Here is a 20485-nt window from a genome sequence, read left to right on the forward strand (position 1 = left end):
GGGGCCAGGGGCGAAGCGCCGCGCGGTCCGCCGGACATCCCGTAGGGCCTGGCGGCCGAGGCCCCGGCCGCCAGGCCACCGGGCTCAGACGGCCGAGGGCGTCCGCGCTTCCCGGGCGCGAAAGGCGCGGCGGTAGTCGTGTGGGGGCACCCCGACCGCTCGGGTGAAGTGGCGGCGGAGGTTGGCCGCCGTGCCCAGTCCGCACAGCTCCGCGATCCGGTCCACCGGCAGATCACCGCCCTCCAGCAGCTCCCGGGCGCGCGGGTCCCTCACCACCGCCTGCGTCGAGACCGCCGACTGGGGCTACGGCGCCCCGGCCACCCTCGGCTTCCTCGTCGCGGGCCTGGTGCTGGGCGCGCTGGCCGTGGCGCACGTACGCCGCCATCCGGATCCGGTGGTGGACCCCGCGCTGTTCCGGACCCGTGCCTTCACCGCCGTCGCGCCCTGGCCGCTCAGCCTCCTGGTGGTGTCGATGGTGTCGGGGCGGATCGTACGGGCGCTGGGGGAGCGGACCACGGCGATCACCGGCGGGCTGTGCTTCGCCGCGGGCCCGATGTGGTGGCTGCTCCTCGCGGGCGGCGACAGTGCGCACTACGCCGTGGAGTTCATGCCCGGCCTGGTGCTCGCCGGGGTCGGGGCGGGGCTCTACCAGCCGGTGATGTTCGCGGCCGCCGGACTGCTTCCGGCCCGTCAGCTCTCCCTCGGCTCGGGGGTGCTGATGATGTCCCGGCAGGGCGGCTCGGCCCTGGGCGTGGCGGCGCTGGTCGTGATCACCGGCGGGGCCGCACGGCCGGGTCTTGACGCGCTGCGCGCCGGGTGGGTCTTCCCGGCCGTGACCGCCGCATTCGCGGCCGTCGCGGGCGCGGCCTTGTGCACACGCGTTCGTACCGGCGACGGGGAGACGCGTACCGCCCCCGGCGAGAGCCGTGAATCCGGCACGGACCCGATACGGCACCATTGACGTGCCCGTGCCACCTGCCTAGCGTGCTGAGCGGTCCCTGGATTCTCCGCAGGCAATGACGACGACGAGCTGAGCGGGGAGGGCGGATGAGCCTCTTCGAGGACGGACGGCCCTTCCTGCACGCGCTCCCCGCGGAGGACCGCCGCGCGCTGCTCGCCCTCGGCACCTCCCGCGCCTACGCCCCCGGCGAGGTCGTGCTGCGCGAGCACGACCGTACGACCTTCGTCGTGGCGATCACCTTGGGCTGGGCCACCGTCTCGGTGGAGACCGAGCGCGGGGTGCGGCTGATCCTGGCGCTGCGCGGGGCGGGCGAGGTCGTGGGCGACCAGGCCGCGGTGGACCACGGCTCGCGCAGCGCCACCGTCACCGCGCTCGGCCGGATGGAGGCGGTGGTGGTCTCCGGCGACCGGTTCCGGGCGTATCTGGCCGCGCGTCCCGTCGCGACCGTACTGATCATGCGTCAGTTCAGCTCCCGGCTGCGCAGCTCCGACGGCGAGCGGCGCTCACTCGCCTCCGAGAAGGTGCTGCAGCGGCTGGCGGCCCGGCTCGTCGAACTCGCCGAGCGCACCGGCCACTCCGGTGCCGACGGCACCATCACCATCGATCTCCAGATGCCCCAGCACGACATCGCGGCCGCCGTGGGCTCGACCCGGGAGGCGGTCGCCAAGGCGCTGCGGCTGCTGCGTGGCCAGGGCGTGGTCCGGACCGCCGCGCGCCGTTTCGAGGTGATGGACATCGGACTGCTGCGGCTGCTGGCCGAGGGCCGCGCGACGGGGGAGCAGATCCCGGCGCGCCCCCGCGACTGAGAGTCTGTGTCGTATCCCCGGTCGGATCAGCGTGCGGCAACGCGGCGAGAGGGGGCACCTCCCAGCGGTAGCTGGGGGAGCGTGCCAGGCGTCGCACGCCTGGCCGGGGATATGACACAGGCTCTGGGCGCGGGCGCGCACTCCCCCGCGTTTTGACGCGACTGTGTAAACGGCTACAGCCGTCCCGCCGTTCCCCGGCGACCCTGGAGTCGGCACAGGGCGCGGGACCGTGGGCGACGGGGGTGCGCACGGCCCGGCCGCTGTCCGGTGACGGTCTGCCGGACGAGGCCTGAGCGCCCCGCACCGGAGAAGGGCGGCGGGGTGGGCAGGGGGACGAGCCCCGCCGCCCGCTTCCGGCATTCACCGGCACCCCGACACCACCACATCGCGAGACGGGGGCCACGGCATGAAGGACGGCGGGCGATGAGCGCACCGGAAGACGTGAGCGCACCGGAAGAGGTGAGCGCCCCGGCACAGTCACGGGGACGACGGCTGGACATCCCCCAGGGCGGCCCGCTGGACGGGGCGGGCCAGCCGGGCGGTGCCCGTACGGCGCGCGAGGCCCGCGCCCATCTGCACATCGCCTACGGCCCCGCCCGGCTGTGCGCCGATCCGGCGCCGCATCCCCTGCCCGAAGGCCCGGTGCCGCGCGAGGAGCTGGCCCGGCTGCGCCGGCTCCACCGGGCCGTCCCCGGACATGCCGCGATGCGCGACCATCTGCGCCGCACCCACCTGGTGGCGCTGTGCGGCGAACCCGGCACCGGCCGCGCCTGGACCGGGCTCGCCCTCCTCGTCGAGCTGGCCGAGCTGACCGGCGGCGGGGTCTCCCGGCTCGGATACGTCGGCCCGGACGGGGCGTCCGGAGTGGAGAAGACCGAGCGCGGCCATGGCTATCTCCTCGAACTCCCCGCCGACCAGGCCGAATCCACGGCCGAGCCCCTGCTGGACCGGCTGCGCGGCCACTTCGCCGAGCACGAGGCGTTCTGCGTGGTGCTGGTGGCGGGCGGCCCGGCAGCCGACCGGCTGCTGCGCGGCCGCCGCCACGCCGTGGCCTACCGGCCCCCGGCCGCCGCCGACGTCCTCGACCGCCACCTCACCGAGCTCCTCGCCGACCGCCCCGCCGGACTGCTGGAGACGGCCCGCGCCACCGCCCGCCGCCCCGAGCTGGCCGAGGCGCTCGGCCTGGACGAGCCACGGCCCGGCGAGGCCGCCCGGCTGGCCGGGCATCTGGCCGCGCACGCCGAGGGCAGGGCGTCCGACGAGCGGCTGCTGGAGCACTGCCGGTCGTTCGCCCCGCACCAGGCCCGGGAGTGGTTCCTGGAGGCCGGGGCCCCCGGCGCGCTGCCCGCCGCGCTGCCCGCGCTGCGCGCCGCCGCGCTGCGGATCGCGCTCGCCGTCTTCGACGGCTCGGCGCACAGCGTCATGGCGGAGGCCGCCGAGCTGCTGGCCTGGGAACTGGCCGTCACACTCGATCCGCAGTACGCACCCGGCCGCCCGCTGTTCTCCGCCCGCCCCGCGGCCTGCCTCGCCACGGCGCGCGCGGTCCACGGCGAGGGGGTGGAGGACCTCGGGGACGCTTCGTTGCCCGTGCGCGCGGTGTGGTTCGAGGGGCGGCGGCTGGCGCCCGCCGTGCTCCACGAGTCCTGGGACGCCCACCACAACCTGCGCGGCCCGATGGCCCGTTGGCTGCGCGCGCTGTGCGACGACCCGCGCCCCCAGGTGTGGGTGCGCGCGGCGGTCGCCGCGGGCGTGCTGTGCGCCCGCGACTATCTCTACGGCCTGGTCGAACTGGCGCTGCCGCTGGCCCGCACCGACAGCCCGGTGCAGCGGATGGCCGCGGCCACCGCGCTCGCCGAGGCGTCCCGCGCCCCGGAGGTGCGCCCCGCCGTGAACGGGCTGCTGCACGCATGGGCGCGCGGCGACGACGAGCGGGAGCGCGAGACCGCCGCGCTCGCCCACGGCTACGGCCTGGCGGCGGGCTCGGTCGCGGCGTCCCTGGAGGAACTCGGCCGGCTCGCCCGCGCCGACGACGGCCGTACCACCTCCTACAGCGTGGTGCGGCTGCTGGCCGGGGCCGAGCCGGAGACCGTACTGGCCGCGCTCACCCACTGGCTGCGCGACACCCGGCGGGCCCGCCGGGACCTGGCGCTGCTCGCGACGCTGCGCGCGGTCACCGCCCGCACCTCGCATCTGTGGGGTCTTGGCGAGGTGCCGGAGCTGGAGCCGTACGCCGCCTGGCCGCTGGCCACGGCGCTGCTCGCGGCTCACCCGGAGTGCGGGCCACGGCTGGCCGAGCTGCTGCGGGCCGCGCTGACCTGGGCCAGATCCGCCGGTGCGGCCGAGGACGCGCTGGTCGGCTGGATCCGGCGGGCGGCGGGGGACGAGCGGCAGCTGGCCGTGTTGTGCGACTTCCTTCCCCGGCTGGCGCAGGACGGCGACGAGCCGCTCGACGCCGGGGCGGCCACGCGGATACGGGAGGTGCTGGAGGCACTGTGAGGAGAACGTCGATGGTGAAAGAGACAGAGGACCCGACAGGTACCGAGACCACCCACGAGACCACCCACGACCACGCCCACGACCACGCCCACGAGAGGCCGGCGAGCGCGGGGGCGCGCCGGATCTCGGTCACCGGGGCGCGGATGCTGCGCGAGGCGTTGCGCCACGGCGGGGACGCCCTGTCCGCGGCGGTGCGGGAGGCCGACGACGGCCTGTTGCTGAGCGCGCTCGACGAGGGGCTGCCCGCCGAGCGGGCCACCCGCGTCGTGGTCGAGCTGGTGCGCCGCGCACCCGAGCGCGGACCGGAGCTGGCGGACGCGGTCTGCGAGAAGGTGCTGCTCGCCCAGCTCTATCTCGACCCGCCGCACCGCGCCCCGGGCGGCGCGGGCGGACCGGCCCCGGACCCCGACCGCAGGCTGCGGGTGCGCAACGCGCTGATGCTGTACGAGGGGCTGGTCCGCCCGTACGCGCGGCGCGGCGCGGTGCCGGAGCTGATGGCCTGCGTCCTGCCCGGCCTGTGGACGGCAGGGGACGGCGCGGGCCGCGAGGTGGTACGCCGGATCGTCGGCACCCGGCAGAGCACGGGGTTCGGCGAGAAGGGCTGGAAGGCGCTGTTCGGCGGCGTGGCCGAGGAGTCCCGGGAGCACCGGGAGGCGGCGGCCCGCGCCGCCCGGCGCGCGGCACGGCGGCGATGGCGGCGCGGGAGCGCCGACGACGGCAGCCGTATCGATCTGAAGCCCGGCCAGCTGTGGGTCTCGGCCCTGCTGGGGTTCATCGCGGTGGCGCTGGTGCTGATCGTGGTGATCGCGGCCCGCTGAGCGCCCGACGCGGACCGCACCCCGCCCCCGCCGACGCGGACCCGGACCCCGCCGGGGTCGACACGGACCCCGCCCCCGCCGGGGCCGACACAGGTCCCGCCCCCGCCGGGACCTGCCGGTGGGCCGCGATGGTGCTTCCCGCGCGGCGCGTATTCCCGCCTTCCGGCGCACCGGGCTGCTGGCGGTCTTCCGTTCTCGTGGCGGAATCGTGGTGGTCGACCGGATGCTTGCTCCCTGCCTGTGGTGGGCCGCGATGGTGCTTCCCGCGCGGCGCGTATTCCCGCCTTCCGGCGCACCGGGCTGCTGGCGGTCTTCCGTTCTCGTGGCGGAATCGTGGTGGTCGACCGGATGCTTGCTCCCTGCCTGTGGTGGGCCGCGATGGTGCTTGCCGCGTGGCGCGTATTCCCGCCGCCCGGCGCACCGGACCCTGGCGGGGCTTCCGCCCCGCGGCGTGGCGGCTCTCCCGCCGCGGCGGGACCAACGGGGACCGCCCGCCGCCCGCTCACCGCCCCCGGCGGCCCGCGTGGCGCCTTCCACGCGGCGCGCGCGTTTCCCCCGCCGCTCCGCCGAAGGCGGTCCGCGCGAGAGATCGACAGTTCCGTGGCGCGGAGCGTTCACAATGGGCCGCGAGCGGCGAAGATGGGGTCATGGGATTCCATGTCGACTCCGAGGCCGGGCGGCTGCGCCGCGTCATACTGCACCGCCCCGACCTGGAGCTCAAGCGGCTCACACCCACCAACAAGGACGCCCTGCTCTTCGACGACGTCCTGTGGGTGCGCCGTGCCCGCCAGGAGCACGACGGCTTCGCCGATGTGCTGCGGGACCGCGGGGTCGAGGTGCATCTCTTCGGGGACCTGCTCACCGAGAGCCTGACCCTGCCGGACGCGCGGGCGCTGGTGCTGGACCGGGTCTTCGACGAGAAGGAGTACGGGCCGCTGGCCACCGACCATCTGCGCGTCGCCTTCGACGAGCTGACCGCTCCGGAGCTGGCCGAGGCGCTGATCGGCGGCATGACCAAGCGGGAGTACCTGGAGCGGTACCCGGAGCCGATCTCCGTCCGCTTCCACGCCATGGAACCCGATGACTTCCTGGTCAACCCGCTGCCGAACCACCTCTTCACCCGGGACGCCTCGGCGTGGGTGTACGACGGGGTGTCGATCAACGCGATGCGCTGGCCCGCCCGCTGGCACGAGACGGTGCACTACGAGGCGGTCTACCGCCATCACCCGCTCTTCGCGAAGGAGGACTTCCACGTCTGGTCGGAGGGCCAGGCCGCGTACCCCTCCACCATCGAGGGCGGCGATGTGCTGGTGCTCGGCAAGGGCGCGGTGCTGATCGGGATGAGCGAGCGGACCACCCCGCAGGCGGTGGAGATGATCGCCCACCGGCTCTTCGAGGCCGGTTCGGCCCGGACGATCGTGGCGCTCGACATGCCCAAGGGGCGGGCCTTCATGCACCTGGACACCGTGATGACCATGGTGGACGGGGACACCTTCACCCAGTACGCGGGGCTGGGGATGCTCCGCTCGTACACCATCGAGCCGGGCGCGGGCAGCCAGGAACTCAAGGTCACCGACCATCCGCCGGAGCATATGCACCGCGCGATAGCCGCGGCCCTCGGCCTGGACTCCATCCGAGTGCTCACCGCGACCCAGGACGTCCACGCGGCCGAGCGCGAGCAGTGGGACGACGGCTGCAATGTGCTCGCGGTCGAGCCGGGCGTGGTGGTCGCCTACGAGCGGAACGCGACGACCAACACCTACCTGCGCAAGTGCGGGATCGAGGTCATCGACATCCCGGGCAGCGAGCTGGGCCGGGGCCGGGGCGGGCCGCGGTGCATGAGCTGTCCGGTCGAGCGGGACCCGGTGGAGCCGTAGGGTCGAAGTTTCGCCTTCGAGCCAGCCGTAGGGCCAGGATTCTCCTTCGAGCCGTAAGGCCAGGATTCACCTACCCGTCTCCGCATATATGCAGAGCGTCGTATATGCTTCCATGGTTCCGGGCCGCGGCACCCCGCCGTAGCCGCTGATCCGCCACGTGTTCGCCGTGACCTAGGAGCCACCCTTATGGCGATTGACCTCACCGGCCGCCACTTCCTCAAGGAGCTGGACTTCACCGCCGACGAGTTCCGCCGCCTGATCGACCTGGCCGCCGAGCTGAAGGCGGCCAAGCGCGCGGGGACCGAGGAGCGACGGCTGCGCGGCAGGAACATCGCCCTGATCTTCGAGAAGACCTCCACCCGTACCCGCTGTGCCTTCGAGGTCGCGGCCGCCGACCAGGGCGCCTCGACGACCTATCTCGATCCGGTCGGCTCCCAGATCGGTCACAAGGAGTCGGTGCGGGACACCGCGCGGGTGCTCGGCCGGATGTACGACGCGATCGAGTACCGGGGCCATGGCCAGGGCGTCGTCGAGGAGCTCGCCGCCCACGCCGGGGTGCCCGTCTACAACGGCCTCACCGACGAGTGGCACCCCACCCAGATGCTCGCCGATGTGCTGACCATGAACGAGCACAGCGACAAGCCACTGGATCGGGTCGCCTACGCCTACCTCGGCGACGCCCGGTACAACATGGGCAACTCCTACCTCGTCACCGGCGCCCTGCTGGGCATGGACGTCCGCATCGTGGCGCCCAGCCTGTTGTGGCCCGACAACACCATCGTGGAGCTGGCGCGACAGCTCGCCACCGCCTCCGGCGCCCGGATCTCGCTCACCGAGAACGTCGAGGAGGGCGTGCGCGGCGCGGACTTCGTCGCCACCGATGTGTGGGTGTCCATGGGCGAGCCCAAGGAGGTCTGGGACGAGCGGATAGCGCTGCTCGGGCCGTACGCGGTGACGATGGATGTGCTGCGCGCCACGGGCAACGACGCGGTGAAGTTCCTGCACTGCCTGCCGGCCTTCCACGACCTGGGCACCGATGTCGGCCGGGAGATCCACGAGCGGCACGGGCTGACCGAGCTCGAGGTCACGGACGAGGTCTTCGAGTCCGAGCACTCCGTCGTCTTCGACGAGGCGGAGAACCGGATGCACACGATCAAGGCGGTGCTGGTCGCGACGCTCGGCGCCCGGTAGCGCTCGGCGGGCGGTCCTCCGCCGTCGGTGGGCGGTCCTCGGCCGTCCTACGGGCGGCCCTCAGTCCTCCGTGGGCGGGAGGACGAACCAGACGGCCTTGCCGTAGGGGGTCGGCCGGTAGCCCGCGTCGGCGCTGAGGGTCCGGATCAGCAGCAGACCGCGTCCGCCCTCGGCGAGGCCGTCGGGTCTCTTGGGCCCCTCGGGGCGCCCCAGCGAGTCCAGCCCGCCGGGCGGATTCGGGTCCTGGTCGTGCACCTCGACCTGCCAGTCCCCGGTCGGCACCAGCTCCACCACCAGCTCTATCGGCTCGTCACCGGTCGTGTGCCGCACCGCGTTGGCCACCAGCTCGGCCGTCAGCAGCTCCGCCGTGTCGCCGTCCACGGGCGCCCCGATGTCGGCCAGGGTGTTCCGGATCAGCGCACGCGCCAGCGGTACGGCGGCCGTCGTGTGCGGCAGGGCGAAGCGCCAGGTGGCGGCGTGGGAGGGATCGGGCACGGAAGGCGTCCAGTCGGTCGGCGTGAAGCGGAGTACCGCAGCCCTTGACGGTATGAAGCGGACGATAGTTCCGGAAGGGGCTGTGGGCCACTCTTGACGGGACCTAGGGACCGAAAGGCGCATTCACGCTATACGAGGCAAATAGGCGGATCGGTTCCGACGACTCCAGTGAGGGCTTCAGGCGCGCGCCGCCCATGCCCCTTCGGTGAGTCCGAGCAGCCGCTCGACCGTGGCGGCGTCCGGCAGCGGGCCGTGATCCCCGGTCACCCTGAGCGCGGACCCGGCCGTGATGTGGCCGAGTCGCAGCGCCGAGGTCAGGGCCCCGCCGCGCAGCAGCCCCGCCAGGAAACCGGCGGCGAAGGCGTCCCCCGCGCCGACCGGCTCCACCACCTCCGTGTGCGGGGCGGGCACCGTGACCTCCGGCCCGTCGCCGAAGGCGGTCGCCTCCCGCCCGCCGTCCTTGACGACGAGCAGCCGCGGACGCGGCAGCAGCTCGCGTACGCCGCCCGCGTCGAGGTCCGCGCCCCACAGGTGCTGCGCCTCGTCGAGGCCGACGAAGACGATGTCGGCGCGGTCGGCCAGGTCGCGCAGGACCGTGGCGGCCGTGCCGTCCGGCCACAGCGCGGGGCGGTGGTTGACGTCGAAGCTGATGGCGTGGGCGCGGTCGGCCCGAGGGGTCGCGAGCGCCCGTTCCACCAGGGCGCGGCAGGACGCGGAGAGCGCGGGCGTCACGCCCGTGAGGTGCACGAGGGCCGCCGACCCGAGCCGCGGATCGTCCAGGAGCTCGGGTCCCAGCGCCGAGGCCGCCGAACCGCGCCGGTAGTAGTGGACGCGGGTGCCCGTGGGGCCGGGGTCCTTCACCAGCAGGCCCGTCGGCCGGTGCGGGTCGGAGCGTACGCCCGAGACGTCGACGTTCGCCGCGGCGACGGCGGTACGCACCCGCCGGCCGAACGGGTCGTCGCCGAGGGCCGAGAGCCATACGGCGGAAACGCCCAGGTCCGCGAGGTACATCGCCACGTTGGACTCCGCGCCCGCCACGGAGAGCCGCAGGCTCTCGCCGGTGTCCAGCGACGCGGGCGGTTCCGGGGCGAGGGCGGCCATCGTCTCGCCGACGCAGACCACGCTGCCGTCGGCGGGAGGCCAGGACGCGGCGGTCCGCGATTCCGCGCCACCAGCGACCGGCCGCCCCCCGGTTGGCCGTGACGCGGCCGCCGGTGCCGCCCCATCGTCACCGGCCACCACGCTCGGCGCGGGTGGGCGCGCTCGGCTAAGCGCTCCGCTGGAAGTGCCGCGATGCGTCGTCGGCCGTCCGCGGCGCCGTCGTGGCTGGTCGCGCCCCGCGGCGGAGCCGCATGTCGATACGGCCCCGCGCCCCTGCGGGGCGCTGCCGAACCGTAGCGGACTTCGCCCGAACCGCTCAGTGCCCACGGCACGCGACCCGCTCACCACCGGCCCCGATCGGCCCGGCCCCGATCGGCCCGGCCCCGATCGGCCCGGCCCCCGATCGGCCCGGCCGCCGGGCGGTACTCCGCCGCTGGTGGTCCCGGCACTTCCACCCGGACCGAGAACAGGGCGCCGTCGTACGGGCCCGGTGCCGCGAGGCCCACTGTGGCCGTCGTGATGTGCAGGACGTCCCCCTGGAGACACACCCCGGCGGGCTGGCTCGCGGGCAGCCGCACGGTGCGTTCCAGCGTGCCGTCCGGCAGGTGACGGCGTACCGTCCCTGTCCCCCAGACCGCCATCCACACCGCGCCCTCGTCGTCGACGGCCATCCCGTCCGGGCTGCCGTCGTCGACCGTGAGATACGTCGTCGGCGAGCCGAGCGTGCCCGTCGCCGGGTCGACCGGGTAACGGCGGACGACACCGCGGGCGCTGTCGGCCAGGTACATGGTGCGTCCGTCGGCGGTGAACGCGGGCCCGTTCGGAATGGTGATGTCCGCCAGCACCCGCACCACCGTGCCGTCGTGGTCCACCCGGTAGAGGGAGCCCGCGTCCTCGTCGGCGTCGTAGGCCATGCTGCCCGCCCAGAACCTGCCGGACGGGTCGGCGGTGCCGTCGTTCATGCGCCGGGCGGGGCGGGCATCCGCCTCGGGCCGCGCCAGCCAGGTGGCGGCGGCGTCGGGGCCGAGCAGACAGATCCCGGTGCCCGCGGCGGCGATCCAGGTGCCGGGCCGGCCCGCGACGGGCGCCACCGCGCCCAGCGGGACGGGCAGCTCGGCCAGCGTCTCCAGGGGCGCGGTGGGGTCTTCGGGGGCCGTCAGCAGATGGCCCTCGAGGATGTCGACGAGCACGAGGGCTTTGCCGGTCCAGCGGATGCCCTCGCCCAGGCCGAGCCGGTCGGGGCGGGTGGGGCGGATGGGGCGGATGGGGCGCGGGTCCTCGATCACCGGGTGGCCTCCTGGACCGCGGTGCGGAAGGCGCGGGCGCGGGCGCGCAGGGCGTCCGCGCCGCCGCCGCCGTCGGCGGCGTCGCCGACGAGGGGCGAGCCGACGCCGACGGCGGTCGCCCCGGCGGCGAGGTAGGCGCGGGCCGCGGCCTCGTCGACGCCGCCGACCGGTACGAACACCTCGTACGGGAACGGTCCCCGCAGCGCCTCGAGATAGCCGGGCCCGCCCGCCTGGGCGGCCGGGAAGATCTTCAACGCCTCGGCGCCGAGCGCGCGTGCGCCGATGACCTCGGTCGGGGTCATGACACCGGCCAGCACCGGGAGGCCCAGTTCGCGCGCGGTGGACATCCCCTCGCCCAGGCCGGGGGTGACGGCGAAGTCGGCGCCCGCCCGGTGGGCGGCGCGGGCGTCGTCGGCGGTGAGCACGGTGCCCGCGCCGAGGGGGCGGCCGGGGCCGAGGGCCTCGCGGGCCCGCTCGATGACGGTCAGGGCGTCCTCGCCGGTCAGCGACACCTCGATCAGTTCGATGCCCTCGTCGGCCAGGGTCAGTACGGTGCGCAGCGCGGCCTCGGGGTCGCTGCCGCGCACGATGGCGACCAGCCGATGGGCGGCCAGGGCGGCTCGCAGGTCCACGGGCGGAACTCCTCGTAGGGTGGGGCGGGTTCAGGGGCAGTGGCAGGTCGCGGTCAGCGTGAGCCGCCAGCGGACCTCGCCCGAGGCGGGGACCAGCGCGGCGTCGCCGGGACCCGCGTCGGCGAGGTCGAAGGCGCGGCCGAGCATCGGCTCGACCCCTGTGCTGCGGTACGGGCTCTCGGCGGGGAATCCGCCGAGGTTGCGCCACACGGCGACGGACAGCGGCTGCCCGTCGTCGGCCTCGAGCGCGAGGGCCAGGCATCGCGTGCCGTCGTGGACACATGCGCGCGGGGTGTCCACGACCGCGCCGACCGCGGTGCCGTCGTCCGGCCCGAACCGGTCGAGGGCCGGGCCCAGGGGTGCGGGCCAGTCGCCCTCGACCCACGGCGCCCCGGCCGGCCAGGGCCGGTCCAGCAGTGGCGCGGCCTCCGGGAAGAGCCGGGTGCGCGCCCCCTCGCGCAGCCGCAGGGTCGCGCGCGGGGTCAGGTCGAGCAGGGCGTGGGCGGCCCAGATGAAGCGGAAGCCCGGATCGGCGCGGAGGACGTAGCCGGCCTCGGCGCCGTCGGGCGTAGCGCGGATCGTGCGCGTCAGCGCGAACCGGTCGCAGCGCACGGTGTCCGCGTCCCCCTCGCGCCGCCACGGGCGCGACCAGGCGTCACCGTGGTCGGGGGTGCCGCGGACGGTGGGGACGCACTCCTCCAGGCCGCCCGCGTCCACGAAGGCGTCCCCGGGCGACGCCCGCTCCCGCTCCGGCGCCGGGCGGTGCCAGAGCCATTCGTGTCCGTCCGCGCGGAGCGAGGTCCAGCGGCCGCCGTGCGCGGAGTCGGTGACGATCTCCAGCACGCCGTCACCACTCCGCGAAGGAGCCGTCGGGGTGCCGCCAGACCGGGTTGCGCCAGGCGTGGCCGGTGCGGTCGGCCGCGCGTACGGCCGCCTCGTCGATGGTGATGCCGAGGCCGGGGGCGTCGCCGCGCGGCGCATGGCCGGCGACGAAGCGGAACGGCTCGGGGTCGACGAGGTAGGACAGCAGATCGGCGTCCTTGTTGTAATGGATGCCGCGGCTCTGCTCCTGGATCAGGAAGTTCGGCGTCGCGAACGCCACCTGGAGGCTGGCGGCCAGCGCGATGGGGCCGAGCGGGCAGTGCGGGGCGAGCTGGGCGCCGTAGGTCTCGGCGAGCGAGGCGATGCGGTGGACCTCGGAGATGCCGCCCGCGTGGGACAGGTCGGGCTGCGCGACGGCGATGCCGGCGGCGAGGACCGGCAGGAACTCCGCACGCCCGTACAGCCGTTCACCGGTGGCGAGGGGCACCGGGCTCGCGGCGACCAGGCCGGGGAGCAGATGGCCGTGCTCGGGGACGACGGGCTCCTCCACGAACAGCGGGTGGAGGGCGGCCAGTTCGGGCAGGACGCGGCGGGCCCCGGCGGCGGTGAAGCGGCCGTGGAAGTCGACGGCCACGTCGCGGTCCGGGCCGAGCGCCTCCCGGGCGGCGGCCACACGGTCCACGACCGCGGCGGTCTCGGCCGGGGTGGGCATCGGGGAGGTCGCCCCGGCGCCGTTCATCTTCACCGCCGTGAAGCCCGCCTCGACCTGCGCGGCTATCTGCTCGGACAGCTCGGCGGGCTCGTCGCCGCCGACCCAGGCGTACACCCGGACGCGGTCGCGTACGGGGCCGCCCAGCAGGGCGTGCACGGGGGCGCCGTAGGTCTTGCCCGCGATGTCCCACAGGGCCTGGTCGAGACCGGCGACGGCGCTGGACAGGACGGGTCCGCCGCGGTAGAAGCCGCCCTTGGTGAGCACCTGCCAGTGGTCCTGGATGCGCAGCGGATCCTGGCCGATCAGATAGCCGGCGAGGACGTCGACGGCCGCGCGGACCACCTCGGCGCGCCCCTCGACGACGGGCTCGCCCCAGCCGACCACGCCGTCGTCGGTCTCGACGCGGCAGAACAGCCAGCGCGGTGGCACGAGGAAGGTCTCGATACGGGTGATCTTCACTGGCGGGTGGGCCTTTCCGTGTCGTCGGGGGAGCCGCCGATGTCGGGGGAGCCGGCGATGTCGTGGGAGCCGCCGATCCGGTCCAGGTCGCGACCGGCCTGGTCGAGCAGGGCCCGCATGGCGGCCTCGGCGGCCCGCGGGTCCCGGGCGCGTACGGCGTCCAGGACCGCGCGGTGGGCGGGGACCGGATCCTCGCTGTGCGGGGAGCTGTGCACGATGCGATCGCGGTAGGCGAGGCCCGACTCGATCACCATCTCCATGCGTTCGAGCAGTTCGTTGTGGGTGGCCGCGAGCAGCGCGCGGTGGAAGGCGAGGTCGGCCTCCACCGCGTGGGCGGCGTCGGAGCCGCCCTGCCCCATCGCGTCCACGGCGGCGTCCAGGGCGGCGAGGTCGGCGTCGGTGCGCCGCTCGGCGGCCAGCCGTACGGCCGCCGGCTCGATGATGCCGCGCACCTCGGCGAGGTTGTGCAGCAGCGCGCTGTCGGCGTCGGTGGTGCGGTCGCTCTCGAACTGCCAGCGCAGGACGTCGGCGTCGAGCAGGTTCCAGTCCGAGCGGCTCCGCACGAAGGTGCCGCGCTTCTGACGGGCGTCGACCATCCCCTTGGCGGCCAGGACCTTCAGCGACTCGCGCAGGGCGGTGAGGCTGACATCCAGTTCGCTCTGCAGGGCGACCAGGTCCAGGGTGGACCCCTCGGGGAGGTCGCCGCTCAGGACGCGGCGGGCGAGGGCCTCCACGGTCTGGCCGTGCACGCCGCGGCGGGCGTAGGGCGTCATGTCGTACTGCCTTTCTGGTGCGAGCTGATCGCGGTGGTCATGCGGAGGACTTGACGACGCTCCAGCCGCCGTCCACGAGAAGACTCGCACCCGTGATGTACGAGGACTCGTGGGAGCCGAGGAAGGCGATGGCCGCGGCCACCTCCTCGGGGGTGCCGAACCGCCCGGCCGCGGTCTCGGCGACGCTGCGCGCGCGGTCCTCGGGGGAGACCCGGTCCCAGGCCGCCGTCAGGATCGGGCCGGGCAGCACCGCGTTGACCCGCACCTCGGGCCCGTACTCGACGGCGAGCTGACCGCACAGGGACAGCAGCGCCCCCTTGGAGGCCGCGTAGGCGGGGTGGCCGGGGATGCCCTTGTGGGCGTGGACGGACGAGGTCAGGACGACGGCTCCGCGGCGGGCGCGCAGATCGTCCAGGACGGCCCGGAAGCCGAGGAAGGCGCCGGTGAGGTTGACGGCGAGCTGCCGCTGCCAGGAATCCAGGGACGTTTCGTGGGCGGGGGCGACGTCGACGGTGTAGGCATTGCTGACGAGCACGTCGACCGGGCCGAAGTCGCGGGCGGCGGCCGCGATCCGCCGCCAGCCCTCCTCCGTGGAGACGTCGGCGGTCACGAAGCGGGCGCGGCCGCCGTCCTCCCCGATCCGCTCGGCGACCGCCGTGCCGCGCTCCTCGGCGATGTCGGCGAGCACGACGGCGGCGCCCTCCTGGGCGAGGCGTTCGGCGGTGGCGGCGCCGATGCCGGAGGCGGCTCCGGTGACCACGGCCGTGCGGTCGGTGAAGCGGTCACCGCGGCGGCGGGGCGGTTCCATCGTGGGTCGGGCTCCTTCGCTGTACGTCGGGGGGTGTGCCGTCGGAAGTCTCTACTGCCGCATCAGCACCACCAGTTCGGCATCGTGGTCGGCGCTCCAGGCGAACGGCAGCCCGTAGTGCAGCAGATGGGCGCCGCTGTAGGTGGTCGCCGACGCGTCGTCCCGGTAGCGGGCGGCCGGGTCGAGGCCGCGCAGCCGGAGCCGGGCCGGACGCCCCGGGACGAGCGGGGCCCCGTCCAGGCGGCCGGTGCCGAGCGCGGCGACGACGGTGCGTCCGTCGGGGCCGTCGTACTGCACCCCGCAGGTGGCGTCCAGCGGGCTGCCCAGGAGCCGGGCCTCGCCGAGGTGGATGACATCGCGCACCTCCTTGTAGCGGGCGATCCAGCGGGCGGCCTCGGCGCGCCGCCCGGCGTCCCAGTGGCGCAGGTCGGCGCCGATGCCGAGGACTCCGCACATGGCGGTGACGAAGCGGAAGGCGAGGCTGCGCGGACGGGGGTCGAAGACGCCGGGGGCGTCGGTGACCCAGGAGCTCATCACATGCGGGGCATGGGCGTGCAGGAAGCCGTACTGGACGGCCAGCCGGTCAAGCGGCGCGGTGTTGTCGCTGGGCCAGACGACGTCGGTGCAGGCGATCGTCGCGTGGTCGACGCGTGCGCCGCCGCCCGCGCATCCCTCGACGGTGACCCGGGGGTGGGCGGCGCGCAGCCGGTCCAGGACGCGCAGATAGCCCGCGACGTGCTGGGCGTCCAGGTCGAGGTGGTCGGCCGGACCGGCGCCGGGGCGGCCGCGCTCGGTCGGCGGCCGGTTCATGTCCCACTTGAGGTAGCTGATGTCATGGCCGGTCAGCAGCCGGTCCAGGGTGGCGATGACGAAGTCCTGGACATCGGTCCGGCCCAGGTCGAGCAGGAGCTGGTGGCGCACCAGCCGGGCCGGACGGCCGTCGATCCGGTACACCCAGTCCGGGTGCTCGGCGTACAGCGCGCTGCCGGGGCTGACGGCCTCCGGCTCGATCCACAGGCCGAAGTCCAGGCCCAGGGCACGGATGTCCGCCACGAACCGGCCGAAGCCGTCCGGGAACGCCACCGGGTCGGGGTACCAGTCGCCCAGCCCGCCGGTGTCGTCGGCGCGGCCGGTGAACCATCCGTCGTCGACGACGAACAGCTCGGCCCCGATGTCCGCCGCCGCCTTCGCCAGCTCCAGCTGCCCCGCCGCGTCGACGTCGAAGGCGGTGGCCTCCCAGGAGTTGTAGAGGACCTTGCGGGGGCGGTGCAGCCGCTCGCCGGTCAGCCGGCGTTCGTAGCGGTGCCAGACGCGGGACAGCCCGTCAAGTCCCTCGGCGCTGAAGGCGCAGGCGAGCCGTGGTGTGGTGAGGGTGTCGCCGGGCGCCAGGCGCACCCGGCCCTCGTGCGGTACGCGGCCCGCGCGGATCCGCACCGCGCCGCCGGGTTCGGCCTCCGCGGTGAGGTGCCAGTTGCCGGGCCACTCCAGGGCCAGGCCATAGGCGGGACCGTCGCCCGGGTCCGCGGCGTCCTGGACGGCGAGCCAGGGCGCGTAGGCGTGTCCGGGCACGCCCTGGCGGCTGCCCATGGTGAACGTGCCTCTGGACAGCGTGAGTTGGGTGCGCTGGAACTCCTGCGACCACTGGCCCGCCAGATACGTCAGCCGGGCCCCGGCGGTGACGGGGACGTTCACGGCGGCCGAGTCGAAACGCTCCAGCCACAGCTCCTCGTCGCCCGTGCAGCTGAGCTCGGTCCAGCGGTGGATGACATCGGTGCCCGGCACCGTGGCGTAGCACAGGACCGTACGCAGGCCGAGCACATCGTCGGTGAAGGTGAGCCGCAGGCTCCCCGCCTCCTCCGTGGCCCCCTCGAAGGCCCACCACACGCCGCGGTCCGTGCCCGGTCGTGCGGCCACCAGGTCGGCGCCGGTGAACGGCCGCAGTCCGGACGGCAGGTACTCGGCGGGCGCCGCGTCGGCGGGGGTGATGAAGTGGGTGCGGTGCGACCAGTCCAGCGCGGACGGGCCGGTCTCGACGCCGAGCGGGCCCCAGGCGTCGAGCTCGGCCCAGGGGCCGTCCGGGGACAGCCGCACCGTGTAGCCGGTGTGGTCGGTGCGCAGCGTCCAGCGCTGGTTCGGCGTCACTTCACCGCTCCGAGGTTGAGACCGGCCACGAAGTGGCGCTGGAACCGGAGGAAGACGGCCACGGTGGGGGCCGCGGCGATGACGGACCCGGCGGCGATCACGTTCCACATCGACACGAACTGGCCCTGCAGCCCGATGAGGGCGGCGGTGATGGGCATCTTGGTGTCGCTGCGCAGCACGGTGATGGCCCACAGCAGATCGTTGAAGATCCAGGTGAAGGACAGGGCGCTGAGCGCGGCGAGCGCCGGGCGGCTGAGCGGCAGGATGATCCGCCAGAAGATCTGCCAGGGACCGGCGCCGTCGACGACGGCGGCCTGCTGGATCTCGACCGGGATGGATCGCATGAAGCCGTACAGGACGAAGACGTAGAAGCCGACGCCGAAGCCGATCTGCACGCCGATGAGGGCGGGCAGGGTGTCGTAGACGCCCATCAGCTCGCTCAGCTTGGACACCGGGATGAGCAGGATCTGCGGTGGAAGCAGGTTGCCGCCGAGCATCAGCAGCAGCAGGGAGCGGCGGAAGGGCACCTCGTAGCGGCTGAGGGCGAACGCGGCCATGGCGGCCAGGGCCAGGGTCACCAGTACGCAGGGGATGGTCACGATCAGGCTGTTGATCAGGGCGCGCTGCTGGCCGCCGTCGCTCCACGCCTGCTGGAAGTTGCCGAGGGTGAAGGAGCGGGGCCAGCTGCCCAGGCCGTGGGCGGAGATGTCGTCGAAGGAGCGCAGGCTCGTCACCACGACCAGGGCGATGGGCAGCAGCCACAGAGCGGCGAGCGCCCCGGCCCCGAGGTGGAAGCCGGCGGTGGCCGCGCGGCGCCGGCGCAGGGCCGCGGAGCTGCGAAGTGCCGTCATCAGTCGGCCTCCCGGAAGGCGCGGACGAGGTAGGAGGCGATGACGCCGAAGGCCAGCACGAAGATCACGACGGCCAGGGCGGAGCCATAGCCCAGGCGCAGGGACTGGAAGGCGGTGGAGTACATATAGGTGCTCAGCAGTTCGGACGAGTGGTAGGGGCCGCCCCGGGTCAGGGACCATACGACGTCGAAGGAGCGCAGCGAGTCGATGATGATCACCGAAAGGACCACGGCGTTGACGCTGCGCAGCTGGGGCAGCGTCACATGCCGGAACCGCTGCCACCGCCCGGCGCCGTCCACCTTCGCCGCCTCGTACAGGACCGGGTCGATGCCCTTGAGCCCGGCCAGGTACAGCACCATCACATAGCCGACCTGGCGCCACAGCGCGGGCACGATGACCGCGTAGAGGGCGGTGTCCTGGTCGGCGAGCCAGGCGTGGCGCAGGCTGTCCAGGCCGACCGACTCCAGGATCCGGTTGAGGACGCCGTCGGGCTGATAGATGGCCTGCCAGACGAGGGCGGTGGCCACCAGGGAGAACACGACGGGCAGAAAGAGGGCGGCGCGGTAGAAGCCCACGCCCCGGCGCTCCTGCTGGAGGAGCAGCGCGGCGCCGAGGCCGAGCAGCGCGGACAGGCCGCCGAACAGCACCAGCCACAGCACGGTGTCGACGGCCGCGGTGCGGAAGACCTCGTCGTGGGCCATCTCGGCGAAGTTGCCCAGGCCGACGAACTCGGGCGCCGACACCCCGTCCCACTTGTTCAGGGAGAGATAGAAGCCCTGGAGCGCGGGCCAGAACACCCACAGCGACTCGGCGAGCAGCGGGACGAGAAGGAAGGCGAGGACCAGCGGGGGCGTGCGCCGGGGCCCCCGGGCCCACCTGCCGCGGGCCGGGGGCGGGGCCGGGGGCGTGCGCTCGGGCGCGGTGAGGACGGCCACGTCACGCCTTCCAGATCTTCTCGGCGTCGCGCTGCCAGTCGGTGAGGATCGAACCGATGCTCTTCGGCTTGGCGAGGAACTTGGTCAGCGCGGTGTCCGCGGTGGGCTGGAGCGCGTCGCTCGAGTCACGGTTGAAGAACTGGGTTATCTCGGCGGCCTCCTGGACGTGCTCGCGGCCCTTCCTCACCAGTGCGGTCCCGGCGTCCTTGGCGTCGGGGTGGCAGGGCAGGACGGTGCCCGACGAGCCCTTGATGTAGATCTCCTGTGCCTCCGCGGTGGCGAGGTAGCGCAGCAGCTCGAAGACCCCGTCGCGGCGTCCGGTGCGGGCGCTGGCGAAGTAGCCGTCCGTGGGCGCCTCCTCGGCGAGCGGGACCTTGGGGTCGATGACCGGGAAGCGGAAGAAGTCGATGTCGTCGAGGGCGCCCTTGGGCGCGGCGTCGGCGAAGAAGGTGCCGATGAGCATCATGCCGGTCCGGCCGGCGAGCAGGGCGGTCGTGGCGTCCTGGAAGGCGAGGGCGGTGCCGTCGGGGTCGAAGTAGGGGAGCGCCTCCTGCCAGCGGTCGAAGACCTTGCGCACCTCGGGGTCGTCGAAGCGCTGCTTCCCGGCGAGGAGGCGGCGGTGGTAGTCGGCGCCGTTGATGCGGATGTTGAGGTAGTCGAACCAGGCGGAGGCCACCCAGGGGGTGTTGCTGCCCGCGCCGAGGCCGATCGGCGTCACGCCCTTGGCCTTCAGCTTGTCGCACAGGTCGAGGAAGTCGTCCCAGCTCTTGGGCTCCTTGACGCCCCATTTGGCGAAGTTGGACTTCCGGTAGAACATGCCCCACCAGTAGTAGGTGCTGGGCACGAAGACCTTCTTACCGGCGGTCGAGGTGCACTGGGTGGTCAGCGCCTTGGAGTAGCGCTTGAGGTCGGGCGAGCCGGACCACACCTCGCCGAGGTCGAGCAGCAGGTTCTTGCGCGCGTACGCGTCCGCCACCGAGCCCGGGTACCAGGTGTACACATCGGGCGGGTTGGCGGAGGTCAGATAGGTGGGGAGCTGGGTGCGGAAGGTCTCGGCGGCGACGGTGTTGAGGGTGGCGCGCCCGGAGCCCTCCTTGGCGTAGGCGGCGACGAGGTCCTCCATCGCCGCCTTCGCCTGCGGCGCGGACAGGTTGGACTGGAAGGTCACCGCTCCGCCCCCGGAGGAGCTCTTGCCGGAGGAGCCGGCGGTGACACAGCCGCTGAGCAGCGCCGTGGTCCCGGCGGCGCCGAGGCCGGCGAGGAACAGCCGTCGGCTGGGGTGTGCGTATCGCATGAAGTGCTCCTTGTGGATCCACTCGA

General features: G+C 74.2%; 18 protein-coding genes and 1 pseudogene. 6 read left to right on the top strand and 13 right to left on the bottom strand.

Annotated elements, in window-relative coordinates; translation table 11 throughout:
• Positions 1–84: 84 nt before the first annotated feature.
• Positions 85–270, bottom strand: a pseudogene (locus tag J2Z30_RS19800) (helix-turn-helix domain-containing protein); the annotation flags it as partial.
• Here J2Z30_RS19800 and J2Z30_RS19805 point away from each other — a divergent pair.
• From J2Z30_RS19805 to argF, 6 genes are all read left to right on the top strand, one after another.
• Positions 191–961, top strand: coding sequence for an MFS transporter (locus tag J2Z30_RS19805; protein ID WP_063790893.1), 771 nt, complete (start codon positions 191–193; stop codon positions 959–961). The pseudogene J2Z30_RS19800 and the gene J2Z30_RS19805 sit on opposite strands and share 80 nt — an antisense overlap.
• Positions 962–1047: 86 nt before the next feature.
• Positions 1048–1767: a Crp/Fnr family transcriptional regulator gene (locus tag J2Z30_RS19810; RefSeq protein ID WP_044569258.1), complete on the top strand. Its 720-nt coding sequence runs from the start codon at positions 1048–1050 to the stop codon at positions 1765–1767.
• Between the two features lie 423 nt (positions 1768–2190).
• Positions 2191–4263 carry a hypothetical protein gene (locus tag J2Z30_RS19815; protein WP_245388202.1) on the top strand — a complete coding sequence of 691 codons (2073 nt, stop codon included), beginning with the start codon at positions 2191–2193 and terminating at the stop codon, positions 4261–4263.
• An 11-nt stretch (positions 4264–4274) separates the two neighbouring features.
• Positions 4275–5081, top strand: coding sequence for a hypothetical protein (locus J2Z30_RS19820; RefSeq protein ID WP_044569257.1), 807 nt, complete (start codon positions 4275–4277; stop codon positions 5079–5081).
• 647 nt (positions 5082–5728) lie between these two features.
• Positions 5729–6958, top strand: a complete 1230-nt coding sequence (locus tag J2Z30_RS19825; RefSeq protein WP_044569256.1) for an arginine deiminase — start codon at positions 5729–5731, stop codon at positions 6956–6958.
• 186 nt (positions 6959–7144) lie between these two features.
• Positions 7145–8149: an ornithine carbamoyltransferase gene (gene argF / locus J2Z30_RS19830; RefSeq protein WP_044569255.1), complete on the top strand. Its 1005-nt coding sequence runs from the start codon at positions 7145–7147 to the stop codon at positions 8147–8149.
• Positions 8150–8209: 60 nt separating this feature from the next.
• Here argF and J2Z30_RS19835 read toward each other — a convergent pair whose 3' ends face one another.
• From J2Z30_RS19835 to J2Z30_RS19890, 12 genes are all read right to left on the bottom strand, one after another.
• Complete coding sequence (locus tag J2Z30_RS19835) at positions 8210–8644, bottom strand: ATP-binding protein (RefSeq protein WP_044569254.1); 435 nt, start codon at positions 8642–8644, stop codon at positions 8210–8212.
• 177 nt (positions 8645–8821) lie between these two features.
• Entirely contained in the window at positions 8822–9766 is a 945-nt protein-coding gene (locus J2Z30_RS19840) for a sugar kinase (protein WP_308279987.1), read from the bottom strand.
• Between the two features lie 320 nt (positions 9767–10086).
• Entirely contained in the window at positions 10087–11031 is a 945-nt protein-coding gene (locus tag J2Z30_RS19845) for an SMP-30/gluconolactonase/LRE family protein (RefSeq protein WP_308279975.1), read from the bottom strand.
• The gene (locus tag J2Z30_RS19850; RefSeq protein ID WP_044569253.1) at positions 11028–11663 is read right to left on the bottom strand and encodes a bifunctional 4-hydroxy-2-oxoglutarate aldolase/2-dehydro-3-deoxy-phosphogluconate aldolase; all 636 of its coding nucleotides are present in this window, start codon (positions 11661–11663) and stop codon (positions 11028–11030) included. Before J2Z30_RS19850 ends, J2Z30_RS19845 begins: the two co-directional genes overlap by 4 nt.
• Positions 11664–11693: 30 nt before the next feature.
• On the bottom strand, positions 11694–12506 hold the full coding sequence (locus tag J2Z30_RS19855; RefSeq protein WP_044569252.1) for a hypothetical protein: 813 nt from the start codon (positions 12504–12506) through the stop codon (positions 11694–11696).
• Between the two features lie 4 nt (positions 12507–12510).
• Positions 12511–13656: a galactonate dehydratase gene (gene dgoD, locus J2Z30_RS19860; RefSeq protein WP_044569251.1), complete on the bottom strand. Its 1146-nt coding sequence runs from the start codon at positions 13654–13656 to the stop codon at positions 12511–12513.
• On the bottom strand, positions 13653–14429 hold the full coding sequence (locus J2Z30_RS19865; RefSeq protein ID WP_044569250.1) for a FadR/GntR family transcriptional regulator: 777 nt from the start codon (positions 14427–14429) through the stop codon (positions 13653–13655). Before J2Z30_RS19865 ends, dgoD begins: the two co-directional genes overlap by 4 nt.
• A gap of 37 nt (positions 14430–14466) precedes the next feature.
• Positions 14467–15237, bottom strand: a complete 771-nt coding sequence (locus J2Z30_RS19870; RefSeq protein ID WP_044569249.1) for an SDR family NAD(P)-dependent oxidoreductase — start codon at positions 15235–15237, stop codon at positions 14467–14469.
• 51 nt (positions 15238–15288) lie between these two features.
• The gene (locus tag J2Z30_RS19875; RefSeq protein ID WP_044569248.1) at positions 15289–17379 is read right to left on the bottom strand and encodes an alpha-galactosidase; all 2091 of its coding nucleotides are present in this window, start codon (positions 17377–17379) and stop codon (positions 15289–15291) included.
• Positions 17376–18230 carry a carbohydrate ABC transporter permease gene (locus J2Z30_RS19880; protein WP_044569247.1) on the bottom strand — a complete coding sequence of 285 codons (855 nt, stop codon included), beginning with the start codon at positions 18228–18230 and terminating at the stop codon, positions 17376–17378. The genes J2Z30_RS19875 and J2Z30_RS19880 overlap by 4 nt, the downstream gene beginning before the upstream one ends.
• A complete protein-coding gene (locus J2Z30_RS19885; RefSeq protein ID WP_044569246.1) occupies positions 18230–19165 on the bottom strand; it encodes a carbohydrate ABC transporter permease in 936 nt (311 codons plus the stop codon). Before J2Z30_RS19885 ends, J2Z30_RS19880 begins: the two co-directional genes overlap by 1 nt.
• A 1-nt stretch (position 19166) precedes the next feature.
• On the bottom strand, positions 19167–20459 hold the full coding sequence (locus tag J2Z30_RS19890; protein WP_044569245.1) for an ABC transporter substrate-binding protein: 1293 nt from the start codon (positions 20457–20459) through the stop codon (positions 19167–19169).
• Positions 20460–20485 lie beyond the last annotated feature (26 nt).

Origin of the sequence: Streptomyces iranensis (assembly GCF_017874715.1) — a bacterium.
In the GTDB taxonomy this organism is placed as follows: domain Bacteria; phylum Actinomycetota; class Actinomycetes; order Streptomycetales; family Streptomycetaceae; genus Streptomyces; species Streptomyces iranensis.

Excerpts from the sequence above, each read along its gene's own strand:
- J2Z30_RS19810 (WP_044569258.1), top strand. The coding sequence starts at position 1,048 with ATGAGCCTCTTCGAGGACGGACGGCCCTTCCTGCACGCGCTCCCCGCG.
- J2Z30_RS19815 (WP_245388202.1), top strand. The coding sequence starts at position 2,191 with ATGAGCGCACCGGAAGACGTGAGCGCACCGGAAGAGGTGAGCGCCCCG.
- J2Z30_RS19820 (WP_044569257.1), top strand. The coding sequence starts at position 4,275 with ATGGTGAAAGAGACAGAGGACCCGACAGGTACCGAGACCACCCACGAG.
- J2Z30_RS19825 (WP_044569256.1), top strand. The coding sequence starts at position 5,729 with ATGGGATTCCATGTCGACTCCGAGGCCGGGCGGCTGCGCCGCGTCATA.
- argF (WP_044569255.1), top strand. The coding sequence starts at position 7,145 with ATGGCGATTGACCTCACCGGCCGCCACTTCCTCAAGGAGCTGGACTTC.
- J2Z30_RS19865 (WP_044569250.1), bottom strand. The coding sequence starts at position 14,429 with ATGACGCCCTACGCCCGCCGCGGCGTGCACGGCCAGACCGTGGAGGCC.
- J2Z30_RS19870 (WP_044569249.1), bottom strand. The coding sequence starts at position 15,237 with ATGGAACCGCCCCGCCGCCGCGGTGACCGCTTCACCGACCGCACGGCC.
- J2Z30_RS19880 (WP_044569247.1), bottom strand. The coding sequence starts at position 18,230 with ATGACGGCACTTCGCAGCTCCGCGGCCCTGCGCCGGCGCCGCGCGGCC.
- J2Z30_RS19890 (WP_044569245.1), bottom strand. The coding sequence starts at position 20,459 with ATGCGATACGCACACCCCAGCCGACGGCTGTTCCTCGCCGGCCTCGGC.